Genomic DNA, 20,854 nt, shown 5'->3' on the forward strand with positions numbered 1-20,854 from the left:
GCAGTGATGCGTAAATACCTGACCGGGTTATGGGCATGCATGCGTTCTGGAGAAGAATTTAATACGGCCAAGCTTTTTAGCGAAAAACATCTCGCGAAAGCTTGACCGTGAACAGAGTATCTACAGGTACGGTGGTGCACTTGTAGGAGCGAGGCTTGCCCGCGAATGGTTTGAGCAGTCGCTGCTTAAGCCAGCTCGGCCACGACTGCTGCCAACGCCTTGGCCGGATCAGCCGCCTGGCTGATCGGACGACCAATCACCAGATAATCAGAACCGGCATCCAGCGCCTGACGCGGGGTCAGAATGCGGCGCTGATCGTCCTGCGCGCTGCCGGCCGGACGAATCCCCGGGGTCACCAGTTGCAGCGACGGGTGCGCCAATTTCAGGGCCTGCGCTTCGAGGGCCGAGCACACCAAACCGTCCATTCCGGCTTTTTCCGCCAGAGCGGCCAAGCGCAGCACCTGCTCTTGTGGCTCGATGTCCAGACCGATACCCGCCAGATCTTCACGCTCCATGCTGGTCAGCACAGTCACGCCGATCAACAGCGGCTTCGGACCGGTACGCTGATCGAGCACTTCACGGCAGGCGGCCATCATGCGCAAACCGCCGGAGCAGTGCACATTGACCATCCACACGCCCATTTCCGCCGCTGCCTTGACGGCCATGGCAGTGGTGTTCGGGATGTCGTGGAACTTGAGGTCCAGGAACACTTCGAAGCCCTTGTCCCGCAGGGTGCCGACGATTTCCGAGGCGCAGCTGGTGAACAGTTCCTTACCGACTTTGACCCGGCACAGCTTCGGGTCCAACTGGTCGGCCAGCTTCAGTGCGGCGTCACGGGTGGGAAAATCCAGGGCGACGATGATAGGAGTCTGGCAGACGGACATGAGCGGGCTCTCAGGCAGGACGAAATCGGCGCGCATTGTAGCGGAACCAGCGCCACTGCGGGACCCGATGATCGGTAAATCGTCCCGAAGGCTCAAGCAAGACTAGCCCTTGCGCCGATTGTGTCGAGTTCGATACACACACGACACGCCCACAACACCCTTCCTAGCTACCCTCGGCAGCCGCAACACGTCCTTACAGCACTTCCAGCCTGCGGGCTGGACGCCTATGCTGGAACCACAACCTCGCAGCCCATCTTTGTGGTTGGCAGCCTACCTGGCAGATGAACGCACGCATGCACAGCACCCCAGCACCTCTGAACGACGATCAAAAAGCGCCCGGTGACGACAAACGCTGGAGCATTCGCGCCCTGATCGTCGACGATGACGTCCCGATCCGCGAACTGATGATCGACTACCTGGCCCGGTTCAACATTCACGCCAGCGGCGTCACCGACGGCGCCGCCATGCGCCTTGCGCTGCAAGCGGAGCATTTCGACGTGGTGGTGCTCGACCTGATGCTGCCCGGCGAAGACGGTTTGTCGCTGTGTCGCTGGCTGCGCGCCGAATCGGACATTCCGATCCTGATGCTCACCGCGCGCTGCGAACCCACCGACCGGATCATCGGCCTGGAACTGGGTGCCGATGACTATATGGCCAAGCCCTTCGAGCCACGGGAATTGGTCGCGAGAATTCAGACCATTCTGCGTCGTGTGCGCGACGATCGCACCGAACAGCGTGCGAATATTCGCTTCGACAACTGGCGCCTGAACAGCGTGCTGCGCCAATTGATCGCCGCCGATGGCCTGGTGGTGCCGCTGTCCAACGCCGAATTCCGCCTGCTTTGGGTGTTCATCGAACGTCCGCATCGGGTGCTCAGCCGCGAACAACTGCTGGACGCTGCACGCGGTCGTTCGATTGAAGCGTTTGATCGCAGCATCGACCTGCTGGTCTCGCGCCTGCGCCAGAAACTCGGCGATGACCCGAAAGCCCCGCAATTGATCAAGACCGTTCGCGGTGAGGGTTATCTGTTCGACGCGAGAGACATCGGCTGATGCGGGCGCGCTTCGATACGCTGTTCGGCCGCCTGTTTGGCGTGCTGCTGCTGGCGATCATCCTCGCGCACCTGTTGGCGTTTGCCTGGTTTCACCATTACGGCCCACCACCGCCTCCACCGCCGCCGGCGTTTTCCGAAGGCATGGACAGGCAGCGCCCGCCGATGGACCCGCGCTTTGAAAACCGGCCGCGGCCGTGGTTTGGTGGTCCCTTGGTACCGCTGACATTCCAGTTTGTCACGTTGATCATTGCCGCCTGGTACGGCGCTAAACTGTTGAGTCGGCCAATCCAGCGCCTGAGTGACGCCGCCGAACGCTTGAGCGAAAACCTCGACAGCGCGCCGCTGGACGAGTCCGGCCCACGGGAAGCACGGCAAGCGGCTTACACCTTCAATTTGATGCAGAAACGAATTATCGAGCAGGTGCAGCAGCGCTCGCGGATGCTTGGCGCGGTGTCCCACGACCTGCGCACGCCGCTCTCTCGCCTCAAGTTACGGCTGGAACAGATTGAAGACGACAACCTGCAGGGCCAGATGCGCCAGGACCTGGATGACATGATCAGCATGCTCGACGCCACCCTTACGTATTTGCACGAACAGCGCGCCAGCGAAGCCGGGCAATGGATGGATGTGCAAGCGCTGGTCGAATCCTTGAGCGAAAACGCCCAGGACCAGGGCGCCGATGTCCAGGCCAGCGGCCACTGCGCGCCGCTGCAAGTGCAGCCGATGGCCTTGCGCTCATGCATCAACAACCTGTTGGACAACGCCCTGCGCTATGCCGGGCAAGCGCTGATCACTCTCGAAGACAACCGCGAGCAACTGGTGATCCGCGTCATCGACCACGGCCCGGGGATTGCGGCGGACAAACGTGAAGCGGTGTTCGAGCCGTTCTTTCGGCTGGAAGGTTCGCGTAATCGCAACTCGGGGGGTGTCGGCCTGGGCATGACCATCGCTCGCGAAGCGGTGGAACGGCTGGGCGGGCAGTTGAGCCTGGAAGAAACGCCCGGGGGCGGTCTCACCGCCGTCATCCGCTTGCCCCGCACTTAAGTCACACACATCCCCTGTAGGAGCGAGCCTGCTCGCGAAAGCGGTCGATCATTCAACATTGATATCGACTGACCTACCGCTTTCGCGAGCAGGCTCACTCCTACAGGGTCGGGGTCTGGCCTGAGACTTGTGTACCACTCGGTACAAACCCCACACACCCACGACACCTTGCCCCCTGACGCTGCATAAGCCGGTGCACCCGCCGGTTTTCCATTCCAGGGAGTGAGTCCAATGATTGGTAGCGTCAGCAATTACACGAGCTATTCCAGCACCAGCAGCACCACAACCAACAGCGCCCGCAGCCAGCAATTCCAGAAAGAACTGTTCGCCAAACTCGACAGCAACAGTGACGGCGCGGTGGATCAAGACGAGCTTAAAAGTGCCGTGTCGCAGAAAACCGACGACGGTCTTCTGGTCAGCCTGAGCACAAATTTCGGCGACCTGGACAGCGACGACAGCGGCAGCCTGAGCAGCGAGGAAATGGCGGCGATGGCACCCCCTTCTCCGCCACCGCCGCATAACCTGGCACCTAACACAGAACTGGCTGATGCGCTGCTTAGCGCCCTGGACACCGACGGTGACGGTGCCATTAGCAGTGACGAACTGAGCACGGGCCTGACCAGCGCTGGCAGCAGTGCCGACAGCACAGAAATTTTCTCGGCCCTGGACAAGAACGAAGACGGCACCGTCAGCGAGGACGAACTCGCCGCCAGCCTCCCCCCGCCGCCACAGCAGGTGTCCAGCGAAGAATTGTTCAGCCAGCTTGATGCGGACAGCGATGGCAGCGTGACCGCCACCGAATTGAGCAGCGCGTTGCAGGCCAGCAACAGCACTTCATCGACCAGCACCGACACCAGCGCCGCGTTGCTCAAAGTGCTGGACAGTGACAGCAGCGGCGGAGTCAGCAGCGATGAACTGAAAGCGGCGCTGCAAGCAGGTCGCGAGAAAACCAGTGACGAGTTCAACGTCAATGAAGCGTTGAACAAAATGATCGCCAATCTCACCAAGCAGTATTCGCTCGATAACGTGGCGACGGTGGGCAAATACCTGAACGTCGCAACCTAAATCAAAAGCTTCGCGGGCAAGCCTCGCTCCAGGTCATTTGCTCGACGCATCGTCCGCGCATATGACCTGTAGGAGCGAGGCTTGCTCGCGAAGAGGCCCTCAGCCCCACCGAAAATCTTAGGGCCGGCGATCGTCTACCCGCGCATGACTCTTGCTCCAGTCCGTCAACAGACTGTACGCAACCGCCAGCAACGTAGGCCCGATGAACAAGCCGATAAACCCAAACGCAATCAACCCGCCAAACACGCCCAGCAACACGATCACCAACGGCAAATTCCCGCCCCGGCTGATCAGGTACGGTTTAAGCACGTTGTCGACGCCGCTGATAATGAACGTGCCCCAGCACCCGAGGAACACCGCCATCCCGTACTCGCCTTTCCAGGCCAGCCACGCGGTGGCCGGAATCCACACCAACGGTGGCCCCATCGGAATCAGGCTGAGCATGAAGGTCACGATGCCAAGCACCAGCGCCCCGGGCACCCCGGCAATCAAGAACCCGATCAACGCCAGAACCGCCTGCGCCGCCGCTGTGCCGATCACCCCGTTCACCACCCGCTGCACGGTCCCGGCCACGAGTTCGATGTAGTACCCGGCGCGATCACCGATCAGGCGTTCCAGCAAGCCATGGACAAACGCCGCCAGCCGCGGCCCATCGCGATAAAAGAAGAATACAAAGACGATGCTCAATGTCAGCTCGAGAATGCCGCCGCCAATCTGCGCGCTGCGAGCCAGCAGCCAGTTGCCGACCTGCCCCAGATAAGGTTTGATCGCCACCATCATCGCCGCACCTTGCTGATCGATGCTGTTCCAGATCACGACCAACCGCTCGCCCACCAAAGGAACACCACCCAGCCAGGTCGGCGCTTCCGGCAAACCGTCCATCTGCACATCCTTGATGAACGCCGTGGCATCACGCACATGGTCCGCCAGGTTGAACCCAAGCCACACCAGCGGCACCGCCACCAGTAACATCCAGCCGAGGGTCAGCAACGCCGCTGCCAGAGACTCCCGGCCGTTGAGCCAACGGGTCAGCAAACGCATCAGCGGCCAACTGGCAAACGCCAGCACTGCGCCCCAGAACAGCGCCGACCAGAACGGCGCCATCACCCAGAAGCTCGCGCCAAACAGCACCAGGAGCAGGATCTGCACCAACAGCCGATCGTTATTGGGCATGTGAAGTCTCGAAAGAATCAGTCAGAAAAGAATAGGCGAACGCACCGGGCGCGTCCGCCTGATAAAGCTTATCGCAACAGTTCGATGTGCAGGCCAGAGCCTTCGACGTTGCCAGCTTCCATCCGTGCCGCACGCACGCCCTGCCCGATCAGCGCCTGTCGCCAGGCTTCGGCCTTGGCTCCGGAAACACTGACCCGCAACGTGGTGTCGAGGTTCAAGCCACGAGAAATCAAGCGCAGCCAGGTGTCATCGGGATCAGCGCTCAACTTCGGAAAATCGAGTTCACCGGTGCTTTTGAGCTCCCGCAGCAAGGTCGCCGAGGTCGGTAGCAAATCGCCTAGCGGGGCAGCAGCGTCGAACTGCTCGACGTGGAGATAGGCTTTGCGATTGCCGCGAGTGATGCTGTAAAGCGCCACCAGCGTATTGTCCTGAGGTGCCGCAAGACGCAACAGCAAGTACGCCTGTTGATCGTCGGCACCGTACAACTTGGCGTTGCCAAAGACATCATTGGCCCAGAGGCTGCTTTCACCGCAATCACGCGCCTGACACCAGAACAGCAATCCGGCGCCCTGCTTCTGCAAGGCTTCACGGGCGGCGGTGAAGGCATCGGTTGAAGAATGCTCCGGCGGCAACTCGTAGGTCACCGACGTCACCGTTCCCCGGGCGCTGACCTGACCATCGAAGCGCAACTGTCCACTGATTTTACGGATCGAACCCAGCGGATAAATCCGCTCAAGCTCGGCGCCCGGGCGATAGTCGACGATCTGCGCATCGGCCATACGCGGCACGATCGGCAAGTCCTGACTGCCCGGGACATCGGCGGCAAACAAAAAGGGACTGAAACAACACAGCGCAAGCACACTGAATGAACGCATGGATAGACTCATCGGATCAGCATGGCCTGGGCACCCTTGACGACACTGGCATCATCGATGCGCTCGGGCACCAGCAAACCTCGCTGGATCGCCGGACGTGCTTCCATGGTCGCCATCCAGCGCTGCAAGGCCGGCAAACCGTCAACCTCGACACCGGACCACTCATGGCCACGCACCCAAGGAAAGGTGGCGATGTCGGCAATGCTGTATTCGCCCGCCAGAAACTCCGCGGCTTGCAGGCGCGTATCGAGCACTTCATAGAGGCGGCGGGTTTCGTGTTGATAGCGGTCGATGGCACCCTGAAGTTTTTCCGGGAAGTAGCGGAAAAACACATTGGCCTGGCCCTGCATCGGGCCGATTCCACCCATCTGGAACATCAACCATTGCAGGACGACCGAGCGCCCCTTGGGGTCCTGGGGCAGCAGTTTGCCGCTCAGTTCAGCGAGGTAAATCAGGATGGCGCCGGATTCGAACACGGCAAAATCGCCGTTGGCGCGGTCGACAATCGCCGGAATCCGGCCATTGGGATTGATCTTGAGGAAGTCCGGTGACTTCTGTTCCTTTTTGTCGAAACTCAAGGCGTGCACCGTGTAGGGCAGGCCGAGTTCCTCGAGCACGATAGAGACCTTGTGGCCATTCGGGGTCGCAGCGGTGTAGAGATCTATCATGGTTGTCTCCCATTTCAACCCGCCCAGCCTCGACAGTTGCCCGGCGCAAGTCAAGGAACGGCGAAAAACCGATTGAAACAGTCTGCGACAAGGTCGGCGCCGGGTTCGTCATTCAGGTGCAAATGATGGCCGCCTGGCAGCTGTTCACGGCTAAAGGGTAGACGCTCCAGCAGTTCGGGATGTTTGGCGAGCATGCCGTCAGCTGCAACCACTAATAAAGCAGGACAATTGACCCGCTGGACGAAGGCCATCGCCTGCTCGGTTGTAAGACGCAGCGGCGACGGCAGCGTGAGACGGTTGTCGGTGCGCCAGGTGTAGCCGCCCGGCACTGGCATGAGTCCACGCTGAGCCAACAGCTCGGCGGCTTGACGACTGACCGCCACCAGGCCTTTCATTCGTGCCTCGATGGCGCGGTCCAGCGTGCTGTAGACCGGTTTGCGTTTTTCCCGCAAATCCAGCTGCGCTTGCAGGGCCATGCCCATGCGTTCGGCGGCATTTTCGCCTTTGTCTGTAGGAGGAATGATGCCGTCGATCAACGCCAGATGCGTGACGCGTTCCGGCATCGACCCGGCGATGATCAACGAAGCGATCGCGCCCATGGAGTGCCCCATCAGTGCAAAACGCTTCAGGCCCAGCTGTTCGGCGACTTGCAGCACGTCGTGGGCGTAGTCCCACATCGCATAACCGGCTCCGGTCGGGCGATGCCCGGAATGACCGTGACCGGCCATGTCGAGGGCGATGATGCGCAGGCCAATGAGCTTCGGCGCCAGCCGGGCGAAGCTGTTGGCATTGTCCAGCCAGCCGTGCAAGGCGATCACCGGCAAGCCGTCTTCAGGGCCGAACAGATGCGCGGCCAGCTCAATGTGCGGCAGGCTCAGGCGAACTTCTTCGACGACGTGGCTCATGCGCAATCCTGCTGGCGACGACCTTCCCAGCGGCTGAACAGGTTTTTCAGCAGCGTGGCGGTGTCTTGCGGACGTTCGAGGGGGAACATGTGGCCACCGGGCATGGTCAGGGATTCACCCAGCGGCATACGCCCCACGGAGCTTGCGTGATGACGCATCACCACCCGGCTCTTGTGCCCGCGAACCACCGCCAGCGGCACTTTCAACTGCCGTGCCTGGCCCGGACTGGTGTGCGGGACACCACGGTAGATGCTGATTTCCGTAGCCGGGTCGAAACGCAGGCGCAGCTTGTCGCCGACTTTTTGCAAACCGTGTTGCAGGTAAGCGTCGAAGCACTCCGGATCAAAGCTGCGGAACAGGGTTTTGCCGGCGAAATAAAGTCGCGCCGCTTCCAGATCGGCGAACTCTTCCCGTCGCCCCAGCGTGCGGCCGGCCGGGGTCAGACGGTCAATGAATCCGAAGCGCTTAGCCGCGCGGATCACCCATTGATCGGCACGGGTCAACACCGGCGAATCGAGCATCACCACGCCGCGATACAGTTCAGGGCAACGCAACGCCGCGTGCAGGTGCAGCACGCCACCGAAGGAATGGCCGACGCCCCAGACCGGTTCCGGTTGTTGTTTGAGGTGATGAATCAGCTCATCCACCAGGTTGCGCCAATTGTCGTCCGCCGGGAAACGCGGATCGTGGGCGTGCTGTTCCAGATGCGTCACCTGATACTCGGGCGCCAGCGCCGCGAACAATTTGCCGTAGGTGCCCGAAGGAAAGCCATTGGCGTGAGCGAAAAATATCTGTTGCGACATACCGGCAAATCCATGAGCGAGAACAGGGGTTGATTGTCCGTAAGACGCGAGGCTGCGGCAATGACTGTAAGTGCCAGGAATGATGACAGTCCGGTCAGGGGCATGTCGCAAGACTCAAACCTGATCAGGTTCCGTGTAGCAGCTGTCGAGCCCCGGACGCAGCCTCGCCGGGGCTCGACAGCTGCTACAGGGGATTGTGTTCAGCGGGTTGGTGGATTCTCGCCCAACGGCACCACCGCCATGGTCAACCGCGACACGCAACTGGCCTTGCCCTCATCACTGCTCAAACGGATATCCCAGACATGCGTCGTGCGCCCAATGTGAATCGGTTTGGCCACCGCCGTCACCCGCCCGCTGCGCAGTCCGCGCAAATGGTTGGCGTTGATTTCCAGACCCACGCAATAGAACTTGCTGGCATCGATGCAAAGATAACTGGCCATGGAACCGACCGTCTCGGCCAGTACCACCGAGGCACCGCCGTGCAGCAAACCGTACGGCTGGTGAGTGCGGTGGTCGATGACCATGCTTGCGGTCAGGGACTCTTCATCAAAGGCTTCGAAGCGAATATCCAGCACTTCGCCGATGGTGTTTTTCTGGATTGCGTTCAACTGCTCGACGTTGGGAGTGGTACGCCACAGACTCATCGTTACTTTCCTTTGTTGGTTTTATTCGTGGCTCAATCCTGCCACAGCACCGTCTCGCTGCGCTCGCTCCATTCTTCAAACCGGTCACCGTACGCCGCTTCGATCACGTTGCGCTTGATCTTCAGGGTCGGCGTCAGGAAGCCGTTCTCCACCGCCCAACTGTCCTTGACCACCACCAACCGGCGCAAGCGTTCGTGTTTGTCGAGCACGCCATTGACCTCCTCCAGCAGTTTTTCCAGGCTTGAATGCAGGCCCGCCCGCGCCGTTCCGACGGCATCCTGCTGGCCGACCGCCGACAGCACGCACAACCCCAGCGGCGCACTCAAGCCATCGCCGACCACGCACACCTGTTCGATCCGCGAATGCACCGCCAGCCGATTTTCGATCGGCGCCGGGGCGACGTATTTGCCTTTGCTGGTCTTGAAGATTTCCTTCAGCCGCCCGGTCAGGCGCAGGTTGCCTTCGGCATCTTGCTCGCCCTTGTCACCGGTGCGCAGGAAGCCGTCCTCGGTGATGGTCTCAGCGGTTTTCTCGGGCTCCTTGAAATAACCGAGCATGGTCGCACCGCTGCGCACCAGGACTTCGCCGGAGTCGGCGATCCGCACTTCAACCTCCGGGCAAGGCTTGCCGATCCAGCCGGGTTTGTTGTCGCCGGGGCGGCCGATGTGGGAATAACCGCAGCTTTCGGTCATGCCGTAGACCTCCAGCACATCCAGCCCCAGTTTGCGGTACCACAGCAGCAAGGTCTGTGGCACGGGCGCGGCGCCGGACAACGCCACGCGCAACGCATCCAGCCCCAATCCGACGAGCACTTTGTGCCCTACCCGCTTGCCGATGAAGGGCAGGCCGAGCAGGAAGTCGAGGCGTTTTGCCGGGATCTTGCTGTACACGCCCATCTGGAATTTGGTCCAGATCCGCGGCACGCCGAACAGCGCAGTCGGTCGTGCACGGCGCAAATCGGTCAGGAAGGTGTCTAGGCTCTCGGCAAAAAATACCGTTTGCCCGGTGTAGATCGACGCCAGCTCGACGAACATCCGCTCAGCGACATGGCACAGCGGCAGGTAGGACAGCAGCCGATCCGACTCATTCAGGCCGAACAACTGCGTGCCGCGCGTGGTGGCGAACCCCAGGTTGCCGAAACTGTGCATCACGCCTTTGGGCAGCCCAGTGGTGCCGGAGGTGTAAATGATGGTCGCCAACTGATCGGCGGCGGGTTTGGGGTCGTCCTGGATCGGCGAGCTGCGTTGCAAGTCGGCCCAGCTGAAATCGAAGGTGCCGGGCGGATGCAAGGGCAGGCTGATGGTCGGCAGATCGGCGCTGACCCCGCGGGACATGCCCGGCCAGTCATCGAGTTTGCCGATGAACGCCAGCGCGGCTTCGGAGTGTTCGAGCACTTGCGCAACGGAATCGGCGGTGAGGTTCGGGTACAACGGCACTGAAACGTGCCCGGCCATCCAGATCGCCAGGTCGGCGATGATCCAGTGTGCACAGTTTTTCGAGATCAGGGCGATGTGGCTGCCTTGGGGCAACTCGCGGGCCCGCAGCCAGTGCGCAGCGCAGCGTACCTGATGGCCGACGTCGGCCCAGGTCAGGGTCTCGACCTGTCCGCCGCCCGTGGGCTGGACCAGAAAACGCTGGCGGGGATGACGGGCTTCACGCTCGTAAAAGACGTCCAGCGGCAAACGAAAAGCAGCAGACATGCGACTCGCTCCTTTATTTTTGGTCTGGAGCAAGCGTAGTCAACCAAGCGGTTGCTTGGTTGACTATTTCACACAAACCTGCAACACCGCCGGTCTTGTAGGAGCGAGGCTTGCCCGCGAAGGGGCCTTCAAAGACGCCAAAAGCTTCGCGGGCAAGCCTCGCTCCTACAACGGCAAAAGCCAAAGCCAGAACAGAGCCAGAGCCAGAGCCAGAGCCAGAGCCAGAGCCAGAGCCAGAGCCAGAGCCAGAGCCAAAAAGCAGAAGCGCTTTACGGGTGTTTGATGCCCTTGAGTTTCATTGCCCCGGCCAGCGGCAAATCGCCTTCCAGCTCGGCAAGGCCGGCGGTTCCAACCTTTTCCGGGTCCTGCACATGCCCGTTCTGCAGGTAGCCCAACAGGTTACCCACCAGCGGGTTATGGCTGACCAGTAGCGCATGATCCACAGACACCAACTGCTCGGCCACAGCTTGCGGTCGGTTGTCGGGGGTCAACCACTCGACGGTGCGAATCTCCGGCGCAAAATTCAGCGCCGTACGCACAATTTCTGCCGTCTCCTGCGCTCGCAGGTAAGGACTGGCATAAATTGCAGTGAGCGGCTTACCGATCAACTCTGCCGCGGTGCGCAACACCTCTTCACGACCCTTGACGGTCAGGGTCCGCTCGGAGTCCGGGCGAGTACCGTGTGGCTCGGCTTCACCATGACGCAGTATCCAGAGTTTCATAGCTTGGGCTCCTCATCTCGGGCCGGATGTGGCGCTGGCGGCACGGCGTGTGGCGCTTCGCCTTCCGGTGTGCGCGGCGTCGGCCAGTCGGCGAACGGCCAGGGTTTCTGGTCGCTGTGGAAGGTGCCGAAACGACCGATCTGCGCCAGAAACTGGCTCAGGCTGTCGCCGAAGTTCATCAGGCTGGCGCTCGGGGCGCCATAGATCAAACGATAGATCAGTTGCACCAGCACCACCGCGCCGAGGATGAACTGCGCCACTTGCCAGACCAGCAAGAAGACGATCATCCATAACACTCGCAGCAGAATGGACTCGTAGGTGGCCTCTGTTTTCGGATCGTTCATGTGCAACTCCCTGCTTTTTCTGGAAAGCGTGATCAGTTGAAACCGCTGGTGGAAATGAAGTCGACATCAGTTTTGGGTTCGCCGCGCATCAACAGTTCAATCACTTGATTCAAAGTGCGCCCTTCGAACAGGATCGCGTGCAACCCGGCGACCAGCGGCATATAGACGCCCACTTCCTGAGCCTTGGCCTTGAGCACTTTAAGCGTGTTCACGCCTTCGGCGACTTCGCCCAGACGCGTGACCGCATCTTCCAGGCTCAACCCCTGCCCAAGGGCAAACCCGACCTGGTAGTTGCGGCTTTTCGGCGACGAGCACGTGACGATCAAGTCACCCACGCCCGCCAGCCCGAGGAACGTCATCGGGTTGGCGCCCTGATTCACGGCGAAGCGAGTCATTTCCGCCAACGCGCGAGTGATCAGCATACTCTTGGTGTTTTCGCCCATGCCCAGCGCCACGGCCATGCCGGCGATGATCGCGTACACATTTTTCAGCGCCCCGCCCAACTCCACGCCGAAACGGTCGGCGCTGGCGTACACGCGGAAGGTACGGCCATGCAGCGCTTCCTGAACCCGCTGGCAGAGTTCTTCGTCTTCGCTGGCGACCACTGTGGCGGTCAGTGCGTGTTCGGCGATTTCACGGGCCAGGTTCGGCCCAGACAGCACGCCGATCCGCGCTTGCGGGGCGATTTCTTCGAGGATCTCGCTCATCAGCTTGAACGTGTGGGCTTCGATGCCTTTGGTCAGGCTCACCAGCAGTTTGCCGCTCAAACGCTCGGCGTGCGGGACCAGTACCGAGCGCAACGCGCTGGACGGCAGCGCGACAAAGCACAGCTCGCAAGCTTCCAAAGTCGCTTGCAAGTCGGTCACCGGTTCTACTGCCGGAAGAATCTTGATGCCTTTGAGGTAACGCGGGTTCTCGCGATTGACCCGAATGGACTCGGCCTGTTCGGGGTCACGCATCCACTGCCGGACCTGATGCCCGTTCTCGGCCAACAGATTAGCCACGGCGGTACCAAAACTTCCGCCTCCCAGGACCGCAATTGGGCGCTGTTCAGTCATATGCAATCCGTTAATCCATACCAGTGGCGATGTCGGCATTATACGGAGCGTCCCAGTGGCGGCCAGCCCCCGTGTCAATTACCCGCACTTGTAAGAAGAAGACCAATAATTCCTAGGAAAATGCCGGCATCGTGAATGGAAAAGTCGATCAGCTCGGTTAACATGCGCGCCAACTAATCGCTATCAAGGATGTTTCGTGTCGTTTGGCTCTCCTTCACCTCGCTCGCCGCTGGTTCTGGCACTGATTTTCAGCACGCCATTGCTGGCCGACGACTTGTTTCTCGACAACGAACCGCTGCCGCAAGTGCTCACGGCCACCCGCCTGAAGCAGTCGCCGGCCGCCGTCCCGGGAAGCATGACGGTGATCGACAGCGAATTGATCAACGCCAGCGGCGCGCGGGACATCAGCGAATTGCTGCGGCTGGTGCCGGGCATGATGGTCGGCAATATCAGCGGCAACCAGGCCGCAGTGAACTACCACGGCACCAACGCCACCGAAGCGCGGCGCATGCAAGTGTTGATCGACGGCCGTTCGGTTTACCGCGCCGGCCTGGCCACGGTGGACTGGAGTGATATTCCGGTGGCCATGGAAGACATCGAGCGCGTCGAGGTTTTCCGTGGCCCCAACACCGTCAGCTACGGGGCCAATGCGCTGATGGCGGTGGTCAACATCATCACCCGCAACCCGGCCGACAGCCACGGCACGCGGATGAAAGTCACCCGTGGCCAGCGCGGCGTCAACGACTTTTATGCCAGCCAGGGCCTGGGTTGGGACGGCGGCGACCTGCGCCTGTCACTGTCCGGTCAGCAGGACGACGGCTTCGACACCAACCGCAACGGTGCCGATTACCGCGACAGTCGCCGCTTGAACCGCTTCAACCTTGCCGTCAGCCAGACGCTGAATGAAAACCAGAGCATCGACTGGCAATTGAACGCCAAGGACGGAACCAACCAGCGGCCTTATACCTACCGCCCAGTGTTTTCCGGGATTACCGCTGCGGGGAACAATTCCGACGTCGTTGCCAAGGACTACGCCGGCTCGTTGCGCTGGAACCTCGACATCAATCCTGATCACAGCCTTTATATCCAGGGTTCGGCTCAGCACTGGGACCGTCAGCAGACCTGGCGCGCCTGCGATGCAGAGGTTTCGTTCAGCCCGGAACTGACCGAACTCTGGCAGCTCAACCCGAACTACACCGAACGCCTGGCGCGCAACATCGAGCGCTTTACCGGTCCTGGCGCACCGGCCGGCACGGCGGCGGAACGTGCGCTGGGTAATCAAGTGCTGGCGCAATGGCGCAACGGCGCCCGGCAAACCCTCTGTGGCGACATCGACCAGAGTGCCCGGGAATCGCGCTACGACCTCGAACTGCAAGACACCCTCAGCCTGTCCGACAGTCTGCGACTGGTCAGCGGCATGAACTATCGTTACGACCGGGCAGATTCCGAGACCTACTTCAATGGCACGCTCGACGACACCACCTGGCGGGCATTCGGCCAACTCGAGTGGCGCGCCACCGAGCACTGGTTGCTGCAGGGCGGAGCCATGTTCGAAGACACGCAATTGACCGGCAGCTCGCTGACCCCGCGGGTCGCCGTCAACTATCTGATCAACCCGCGTCACGGCCTGCGCGCGGTGTACTCGGAAGCCATCCGCTCACCGGACATGTTCGAAAACAACGTCAACTGGAGTTATCAGGTAACGAACTTGCGACCCAGTGCCTACGGCCAGACCAGCGCCCGGTATTTCGTCAAGACTCGCGGCCCCGGCGACCTCGAACAGGAACGCATGCGCTCGCGCGAGCTGGGCTACAACGGCTACTTCGCAGAGCTAGGCCTGACGGTCGATGTGAAGCTGTTCTACGACGAAATCAGCGGCATGATCAGCGAACCGTTGCGCAACAATCAGTACATCGCCAGCAATTCCAACAGCTCGCGCTTCAAGGGCACGGAGACCCAACTGGACTGGCACCTGAGCAGCGCCGACCGGCTGCGCCTGACGTACGCCTACGTCGACGCCGAGGCGAGCAATCCGCAGGATGAGCTACTGACCGCGCGCAACAGCGGTTCCGCCGGTTGGCTGCGCAATTGGGGCCACGGCTGGAACAGCGCCCTCTTCTATTATGGTGACGACGCCCTCAACGGCTACCGCTTCGAACGCGTCGACACGCGCATCGCCAAACGCATCGGTCTGGGCAAGGCCAGCCTGGAACTGGCCGGCGTACTCCAGCAACGCCTCGACAATCAACCCACCACCTTCGTCGATAACAACTACGACGAGCGTCGGGTGCTCTACTTCAGCGCGGAGCTGACGTTTTAAATGCTGCATCGCCTGTCGCGGAAGTCGCCAACCCTTGGCCGCCTGCTGGCAGGGTTGTGTCTGGTGTTCAGCGGTCTGCTCGGCAGCCTGCCGGCACAAGCCGCCGACATTCTGCTGACCGGCGCCGAGGACAGCCCCGGCGTGCAATCCTTTGTGCAGGCGCTGAGCGGCATGCGCCCTGCTGACAGCGTGCGCTTCCAGGCACTGGACAGCTTGCCGAAGCCGGGCAAACTACCCGCCGATACGCGTTTGATCCTGCTCGATCTGCCGAGCCTCGACTGGCGCCTGCAAGAGACACAAGGTCCGCCGACGCTGGTGCTGCGCATCAGTCGCCTGCAAGCCCACCATCGGTTCGGTGCTGATTTTCCATCGCACCTCAGCCTGCTCTGGAGCGATGCGCCGCTGGATCGGCAATTGCGCCTGACCCGGCTCATCCTGCCCGGGGCCCGACGCATCGGCGTGCTGTACGACAGTCACAGCGAATTCCTGCTCAAGGAATTGCGTCTGTCGGCGCAAGCGTTGGGCCTTGAAGTGATCGCCGAGCGATGGGACAACACCAACGACAGCCGCCCCTTACAGAATTTGCTGAGGAATTGCGACGTGCTGCTGGGCCTCGACGATTCCGATTTGTACAACCCGAAAACCGCAAAAAACCTGCTGTTGAGCAGCTACTCGCGGCAACTTGCGCTGGTCGGCCCTAACGCCGCGTTCGTCAAGGCCGGTAGCCTGGCCAGCACCTACAGCGATCAGAACGATTGGCTGGAAGTGCTCGACGAATTGCTCGATCGGCCGTCGACAGGCTGGCCGCGTGCGTTATATCCACAACACTTCAAAGTGTTAAGTAACCCGCAGGTGGCTCGTTCATTGGGTATTGAACAGGTGACTGAAGCGTTTGTCGCAGCACAGTTGGCCGAAGGAGAAAGCCGCCCATGACCTTCCGTCGCGGTTGGGACATCAATACCCGCACGCAGATCATCAGCCTCGGCCCCGCCCTGTTGCTGACCTTGCTGCTGATCAGTTTCTTCACCTTCGTGCGGATCCAGGACTTGCGTCAGGAGCTCAACCACACGGGTCAGCTGATCGCCAACCAACTGGCGCCCGCCACGGAATACGGGGTGATTTCCGGTAACAACGAGGTGCTCGAAAGTTTGCTCAAGGCCACGCTGGCCACGCCCAACGTGCGCTTTCTGGAAGTCCAGGACAGCGCCAACCGGATTCTGGTGTACGTCGAGCAACCGTCGGAAACCCACACCCGCTCGCACCAGGTCGAAGTGTTCCAGGCGCCGGTGCGGCTGCAACGGATCGCACTCAACAATGATTTTTTCCAGGGCAGCAAAGTCGCCAGCACTGCCCCGCCCGAGGATTATCTGGGGCGGGTGATCGTCGGTTTGTCCAATGACGCCTTCAGTCAGCGTCAGCAGGAAATCCTGTTCAAGGCCGGTATTCTCGCCTTGTTCGCCCTGCTATTTACATTTCTGGTGGCCCGGCGTCTGGCCGGCAGCCTGTCGCAGCCGATCCGCGACATCGGCCACGCCGTGAGGGCGATCCAGGACGGCGACTACAAAACACCGCTGCCGATCGTCGATGACACTGAATTGGGCGCGTTGTCGCAACACATCAACAACCTCGCCCAGGGCCTTGAGCAGGCCAGCCGTGAGCAGCATCAAGCCATGGCGCAGTTGATCCAGACCCGCGAAGAAGCGGAAAAGGCCAACAACGCCAAGTCCGATTTCCTGGCGATGATGAGCCATGAGTTGCGTACGCCGATGAATGGCGTGCTGGGCATGCTGCAACTGCTGGAAACCACCGACATGACCGAGGAGCAGATCGAGTACGCGGCGCTGGCTTCGGAGTCCACCGAACACCTGCTCAAAGTCATCAACGATATCCTCGACTTCTCGCGCATCGAGCGTTCGGAACTGGAGCTTGAACACATTCCGTTCAACCTCGCGGACCTGATCAGCAGTTGCGCCCAGTCGTTCCAGCACAGTGCGGTGCAACGCAGGCTCGATCTGGCCCTGGCGATTCCCGAAGACATGCGCGCGTTGCAGGTTCAGGGCGACCCGACGCGGATCCGGCAGATTCTGGTCAACCTGGTGGGCAATGCGCTGAAGTTCACCGAGCAAGGCCGCGTCAGCATCGAACCGCAATGGCAGTCACTCGATCACGAATTGCTGTGGTTCACCTGCACCGTGCGCGATAGCGGGATTGGCATCTCGGCCGAAAGCCTGGAATTGATGTTCAATGCGTTCCAGCAGGCCGACAGTTCTATTTCAAGGCGTTACGGTGGCACCGGACTGGGGTTACCGATTGCGCGCACGCTGGCCGAACGGATGGGTGGCACCTTGCGCGCCCATAGCGAAGAAGGCCTGGGCTCGGTGTTCACCCTTGAAATTCCTCTGGCGCTCTATAAGCAGTCGCTGCCGGAACTGAAGTCACGAACACAGGCCGGCGACGGCCAGGGCGAAGGGCGCAATGTGCTGCTGGTTGAGGATAATCCGGTCAACCAGACGGTCATCGAAGCAATGTTGCGCAGTCTGGGCTTTACTGTCAGCGTCGCGACCGATGGCGCGCAGGCGGTGCGAAGTGCCGAGAGCCTGATTTTCGAAGCGATTCTGATGGATTGCCGACTGCCGATCATCGATGGCTACGAAGCGACCCGCCAGATCCGCCAGTTGCCCGGCTGCGCAGACTTGCCGATCATCGCCCTGACCGCCAATGCCTTGCAGGGCGACCGTGAAGCGTGTTTATCGGCTGGAATGAACGATTACCTGGCCAAGCCCTTCAAACGCACTGATCTGCAGCAGATTCTGCAGCGCTGGGTGCAGTAGTGCAGGCCTTTCGACCATCTGCGACTGGCGTGAAAGGCGAAAGTGCGGCAGTCTTAGGCACCCGAACAGGCCCGAAAAGGGGCTTGAATAATAATTTCAGTGCACAAGTGTACATTCATGTCCTTGGTGCTGTGACTTTCACCACAACGCAATAGTCTATGAGTAGGCTGCTGACTTGAAGCATGAACGCTTCGGTCGGCCGGGAAGATTTGCCCCACCCTGCCGCATGGGATTATTGAGGAGCTCGCATGACCCAACAAAACGCCTTTACTCGGGAAGACCTGCTGCGCTGCAGTCGCGGTGAGCTGTTCGGCCCAGGTAACGCACAACTGCCCGCCCCGAACATGCTGATGGTGGATCGCATCACCCATATCAGTGCCGAGGGTGGCAAGTACGGCAAAGGTGAATTGGTCGCCGAGCTGGATATCACTCCGGACCTGTGGTTCTTCGCCTGCCACTTCGAAGGTGATCCGGTGATGCCAGGTTGCCTGGGCCTCGACGCCATGTGGCAACTGGTCGGTTTTTTCCTCGGCTGGCAAGGTCTGCCGGGCCGCGGCCGTGCGCTGGGTTCGGGCGAAGTGAAATTCTTCGGTCAAGTCCTGCCGACCGCCAAGAAAGTGACCTATAACATTCAGATCAAGCGCGTGCTGAAGGGCAAGCTGAACTTGGCCATCGCCGATGGTTCGGTCAGTGTCGACGGCCGCGAGATCTACACCGCCGAAGCCCTTCGGGTCGGCGTTTTCACCTCCACTGACAACTTCTAAGGGTTATCCGCATGCGCCGCGTCGTTATCACTGGTCTGGGCATCGTATCGTGCCTGGGCAATGACAAAGAGACCGTCTCCGCTAACCTGCGTGCAAGCCGCCCTGGCATCCGGTTCAACCCGGAATATGCCGAAATGGGTCTGCGTAGCCAGGTTTCCGGCTCCATCGACCTTCCCCTCGAAGAGCTGATCGATCGCAAGATCTATCGCTTCGTCGGCCACGCGGCGGCGTACGCCTACCTGGCCATGAAAGACGCCATCGCAGACTCCGGCCTGACCGATGAGCAAGTCTCCAACCCGCGCACCGGCCTGATCGCCGGTTCCGGTGGCGCCTCCACGCTGAACCAGATGGAAGCGCTGGACATCCTGCGCGAGAAAGGCGTGAAGCGCGTTGGCCCATACCGTGTAACGCGGACCATGAGCAGCACCGTTTCCGCTTGCCTGGCCACGCCGTTCAAGATCAAGGGCCTGAACTACTCCATCGCTTCTGCCTGTGCCACCAGTGCTCACTGCATCGGTACCGCCATGGAACAGATCCAGATGGGCAAGCAGGACATCGTGTTCGCCGGCGGCGGTGAAGAAGAGCATTGGAGCCAGTCGTTCCTGTTCGACGCCATGGGCGCACTGTCCAGCCAGTACAACGAAACCCCGGAAAAAGCTTCCCGTGCCTACGACGCCAAGCGTGACGGTTTCGTCATCGCCGGCGGTGGCGGCATGGTCGTGGTCGAAGAGCTGGAACACGCTCTGGCTCGCGGCGCGAAGATCTACGCCGAAATCGTTGGCTACGGCGCGACCTCCGACGGCTACGACATGGTCGCTCCAAGCGGCGAAGGCGCCATCCGCTGCATGCAGATGGCCATGTCCACCGTTGATGCACCGATCGACTATCTGAACACCCACGGCACTTCGACTCCGGTCGGCGACGTCGCGGAAATGAAGGGTGTGCGTGAAGTGTTCGGCGACAAAGCTCCAGCCATCAGCTCCACCAAGAGCCTGTCGGGTCACTCCCTGGGCGCCGCCGGCGTCCACGAAGCGATCTACTGCATGCTGATGATGGAAGGCAACTTCATGGCCGGTTCCGCCAACATCGACGAACTGGACCCGGAAGTGGCAGACATGCCGATCCTGACCAAGACGCGCGAAGACGCCACCATCAACACCGTGATGAGCAACAGCTTCGGCTTCGGTGGCACCAACGCTACCTTGGTACTGCAACGCTGGCAGGGTAAGTAATACCCCGCCGCTTCACTGCACATAAAAACGCCCCGACTGGTTCGGGGCGTTTTTTTTGTGCCTTGCTTTTGCTTTTGTAGGAGCCAGGCTTGCCGGCGAAGGCGCACCCAAGGACGCCTTCGCCGGCAAGCCTGGCTCCTACAGGTACCGGTTTCAATCCGCCGTTTTCATCGGCGTGAACATGAAGCTTTTGTCATAAAACTCAACGCCCTGCGACCGAATGCCGCGTGTTTGGCGGGCTGCAGGACTTTTGCCGATTTCGCAAAAAATCGTTACCGAACTCAGTCGTTTACTTAGCGAGCTACCAAAATATATAACTGAGTCCTGCACACGCCTTGCTGCAGATAACAGAGATTGGAGCTAGCAGATGACTGTAAAAGTAACTGAACGCGACGATTCACATAAATCCCATGAAGGTATAGCCGCCGGTATCCGTATCTGGGATGTACATCAACAAGACATGCTGGTGGGGATGTTCCACTCCGAAACCGATGCCCACAGCTACAAGGCCGAACTGGAAAAACTGGAGCAGCAACGAGCGCTCCAATCCGCATAAGCAATGACAGCATTGAAAACGACAAACCCCGCCATGAGCGTAATGCTGTTCACTTAAGACAATCATCAGTCGAGCGAGAACCTGTGGCGAGGGGATTCATCGAAACGTCGCACCGCCCCGTTGGGCTGCGAAGCGGCCCCCTGCGCCCGTTCAGACAGACCGAGTTGTGTGGATTTACGACTGCTTCGCAGCCGAACGGGGCGGTGCGACGT

Annotated in this window: 20 protein-coding genes; 9 read left to right on the plus strand and 11 right to left on the minus strand. The window is 60.6% G+C overall.

The features are described from left to right. Positions 1 to 185 precede the first annotated feature (185 nt). Positions 186 to 884 carry an orotidine-5'-phosphate decarboxylase gene (gene pyrF / locus EYC95_RS28905; protein ID WP_165557526.1) on the minus strand — a complete coding sequence of 233 codons (699 nt, stop codon included), beginning with the start codon at positions 882 to 884 and terminating at the stop codon, positions 186 to 188. A 293-nt stretch (positions 885 to 1,177) separates the two neighbouring features. Here pyrF and EYC95_RS28910 point away from each other — a divergent pair, with 293 nt between their 5' ends. The 3 genes from EYC95_RS28910 to xopAW all read left to right on the plus strand — a co-directional run bounded on the left by EYC95_RS28910 (position 1,178) and on the right by xopAW (position 4,047). Beyond that, a complete protein-coding gene (locus tag EYC95_RS28910; RefSeq protein WP_131063363.1) occupies positions 1,178 to 1,936 on the plus strand; it encodes a response regulator in 759 nt (252 codons plus the stop codon). After that, positions 1,936 to 2,982, plus strand: a complete 1,047-nt coding sequence (locus tag EYC95_RS28915; RefSeq protein WP_131063364.1) for a HAMP domain-containing sensor histidine kinase — start codon at positions 1,936 to 1,938, stop codon at positions 2,980 to 2,982. Before EYC95_RS28910 ends, EYC95_RS28915 begins: the two co-directional genes overlap by 1 nt. A gap of 231 nt (positions 2,983 to 3,213) precedes the next feature. Further along, positions 3,214 to 4,047, plus strand: a complete 834-nt coding sequence (gene xopAW, locus EYC95_RS28925; protein ID WP_131063366.1) for an EF-hand domain-containing protein — start codon at positions 3,214 to 3,216, stop codon at positions 4,045 to 4,047. A gap of 117 nt (positions 4,048 to 4,164) precedes the next feature. Here the strand turns inward: xopAW and EYC95_RS28930 are convergent, their stop codons facing one another. The 10 genes from EYC95_RS28930 to EYC95_RS28980 all read right to left on the minus strand — a co-directional run bounded on the left by EYC95_RS28930 (position 4,165) and on the right by EYC95_RS28980 (position 12,939). Next, positions 4,165 to 5,220: an AI-2E family transporter gene (locus EYC95_RS28930; protein WP_131063367.1), complete on the minus strand. Its 1,056-nt coding sequence runs from the start codon at positions 5,218 to 5,220 to the stop codon at positions 4,165 to 4,167. A 68-nt stretch (positions 5,221 to 5,288) separates the two neighbouring features. Continuing rightward, a complete protein-coding gene (locus tag EYC95_RS28935; protein ID WP_131063368.1) occupies positions 5,289 to 6,095 on the minus strand; it encodes a DUF4892 domain-containing protein in 807 nt (268 codons plus the stop codon). An 8-nt stretch (positions 6,096 to 6,103) separates the two neighbouring features. Beyond that, positions 6,104 to 6,763, minus strand: coding sequence for a glutathione S-transferase family protein (locus EYC95_RS28940; protein ID WP_131063369.1), 660 nt, complete (start codon positions 6,761 to 6,763; stop codon positions 6,104 to 6,106). A 50-nt stretch (positions 6,764 to 6,813) separates the two neighbouring features. Further along, positions 6,814 to 7,668, minus strand: coding sequence for an alpha/beta hydrolase (locus tag EYC95_RS28945; protein ID WP_131063370.1), 855 nt, complete (start codon positions 7,666 to 7,668; stop codon positions 6,814 to 6,816). Next, complete coding sequence (locus EYC95_RS28950) at positions 7,665 to 8,471, minus strand: alpha/beta fold hydrolase (protein ID WP_131063371.1); 807 nt, start codon at positions 8,469 to 8,471, stop codon at positions 7,665 to 7,667. Before EYC95_RS28950 ends, EYC95_RS28945 begins: the two co-directional genes overlap by 4 nt. Before the next feature lie 200 nt (positions 8,472 to 8,671). Then, entirely contained in the window at positions 8,672 to 9,115 is a 444-nt protein-coding gene (locus tag EYC95_RS28955; RefSeq protein ID WP_131063372.1) for a hotdog fold thioesterase, read from the minus strand. Positions 9,116 to 9,147: 32 nt separating this feature from the next. Beyond that, positions 9,148 to 10,815 carry an AMP-binding protein gene (locus EYC95_RS28960; RefSeq protein ID WP_131063373.1) on the minus strand — a complete coding sequence of 556 codons (1,668 nt, stop codon included), beginning with the start codon at positions 10,813 to 10,815 and terminating at the stop codon, positions 9,148 to 9,150. 269 nt (positions 10,816 to 11,084) lie between these two features. Next, positions 11,085 to 11,537 (minus strand): phosphohistidine phosphatase SixA, encoded by a 453-nt coding sequence (sixA, locus tag EYC95_RS28970; RefSeq protein WP_131063375.1) that lies wholly within the window; start codon positions 11,535 to 11,537, stop codon positions 11,085 to 11,087. Next, positions 11,534 to 11,881, minus strand: a complete 348-nt coding sequence (locus EYC95_RS28975; protein ID WP_010457073.1) for a DUF4389 domain-containing protein — start codon at positions 11,879 to 11,881, stop codon at positions 11,534 to 11,536. Before EYC95_RS28975 ends, sixA begins: the two co-directional genes overlap by 4 nt. 32 nt (positions 11,882 to 11,913) lie before the next feature. Further along, positions 11,914 to 12,939 (minus strand): NAD(P)H-dependent glycerol-3-phosphate dehydrogenase, encoded by a 1,026-nt coding sequence (locus EYC95_RS28980; RefSeq protein WP_131063376.1) that lies wholly within the window; start codon positions 12,937 to 12,939, stop codon positions 11,914 to 11,916. Between the two features lie 196 nt (positions 12,940 to 13,135). On the opposite strand from EYC95_RS28980, the gene EYC95_RS28985 reads away from it, so the two are divergent. The 6 genes from EYC95_RS28985 (at position 13,136) to EYC95_RS29015 (ending at position 20,642) form a co-directional block, all read left to right on the plus strand. Next, entirely contained in the window at positions 13,136 to 15,259 is a 2,124-nt protein-coding gene (locus EYC95_RS28985) for a TonB-dependent siderophore receptor (RefSeq protein WP_131063377.1), read from the plus strand. Beyond that, a complete protein-coding gene (locus EYC95_RS28990; protein ID WP_131063378.1) occupies positions 15,260 to 16,192 on the plus strand; it encodes an ABC transporter substrate-binding protein in 933 nt (310 codons plus the stop codon). Further along, positions 16,189 to 18,090 carry an ATP-binding protein gene (locus EYC95_RS28995; protein WP_131063379.1) on the plus strand — a complete coding sequence of 634 codons (1,902 nt, stop codon included), beginning with the start codon at positions 16,189 to 16,191 and terminating at the stop codon, positions 18,088 to 18,090. Before EYC95_RS28990 ends, EYC95_RS28995 begins: the two co-directional genes overlap by 4 nt. A 248-nt stretch (positions 18,091 to 18,338) precedes the next feature. Beyond that, the gene (gene fabA / locus EYC95_RS29000; protein ID WP_111451717.1) at positions 18,339 to 18,854 is read left to right on the plus strand and encodes a 3-hydroxyacyl-[acyl-carrier-protein] dehydratase FabA; all 516 of its coding nucleotides are present in this window, start codon (positions 18,339 to 18,341) and stop codon (positions 18,852 to 18,854) included. An 11-nt stretch (positions 18,855 to 18,865) separates the two neighbouring features. After that, positions 18,866 to 20,086 (plus strand): beta-ketoacyl-ACP synthase I, encoded by a 1,221-nt coding sequence (gene fabB, locus EYC95_RS29005; protein ID WP_131063380.1) that lies wholly within the window; start codon positions 18,866 to 18,868, stop codon positions 20,084 to 20,086. Positions 20,087 to 20,453: 367 nt separating this feature from the next. Then, positions 20,454 to 20,642 (plus strand): hypothetical protein, encoded by a 189-nt coding sequence (locus EYC95_RS29015; RefSeq protein WP_131063382.1) that lies wholly within the window; start codon positions 20,454 to 20,456, stop codon positions 20,640 to 20,642. The last annotated feature ends 212 nt before the right edge of the window (positions 20,643 to 20,854 follow it).

The organism is Pseudomonas sp. BGI-2 (genome assembly GCF_004310295.1).
Taxonomy (GTDB): Bacteria; Pseudomonadota; Gammaproteobacteria; order Pseudomonadales; family Pseudomonadaceae; genus Aquipseudomonas.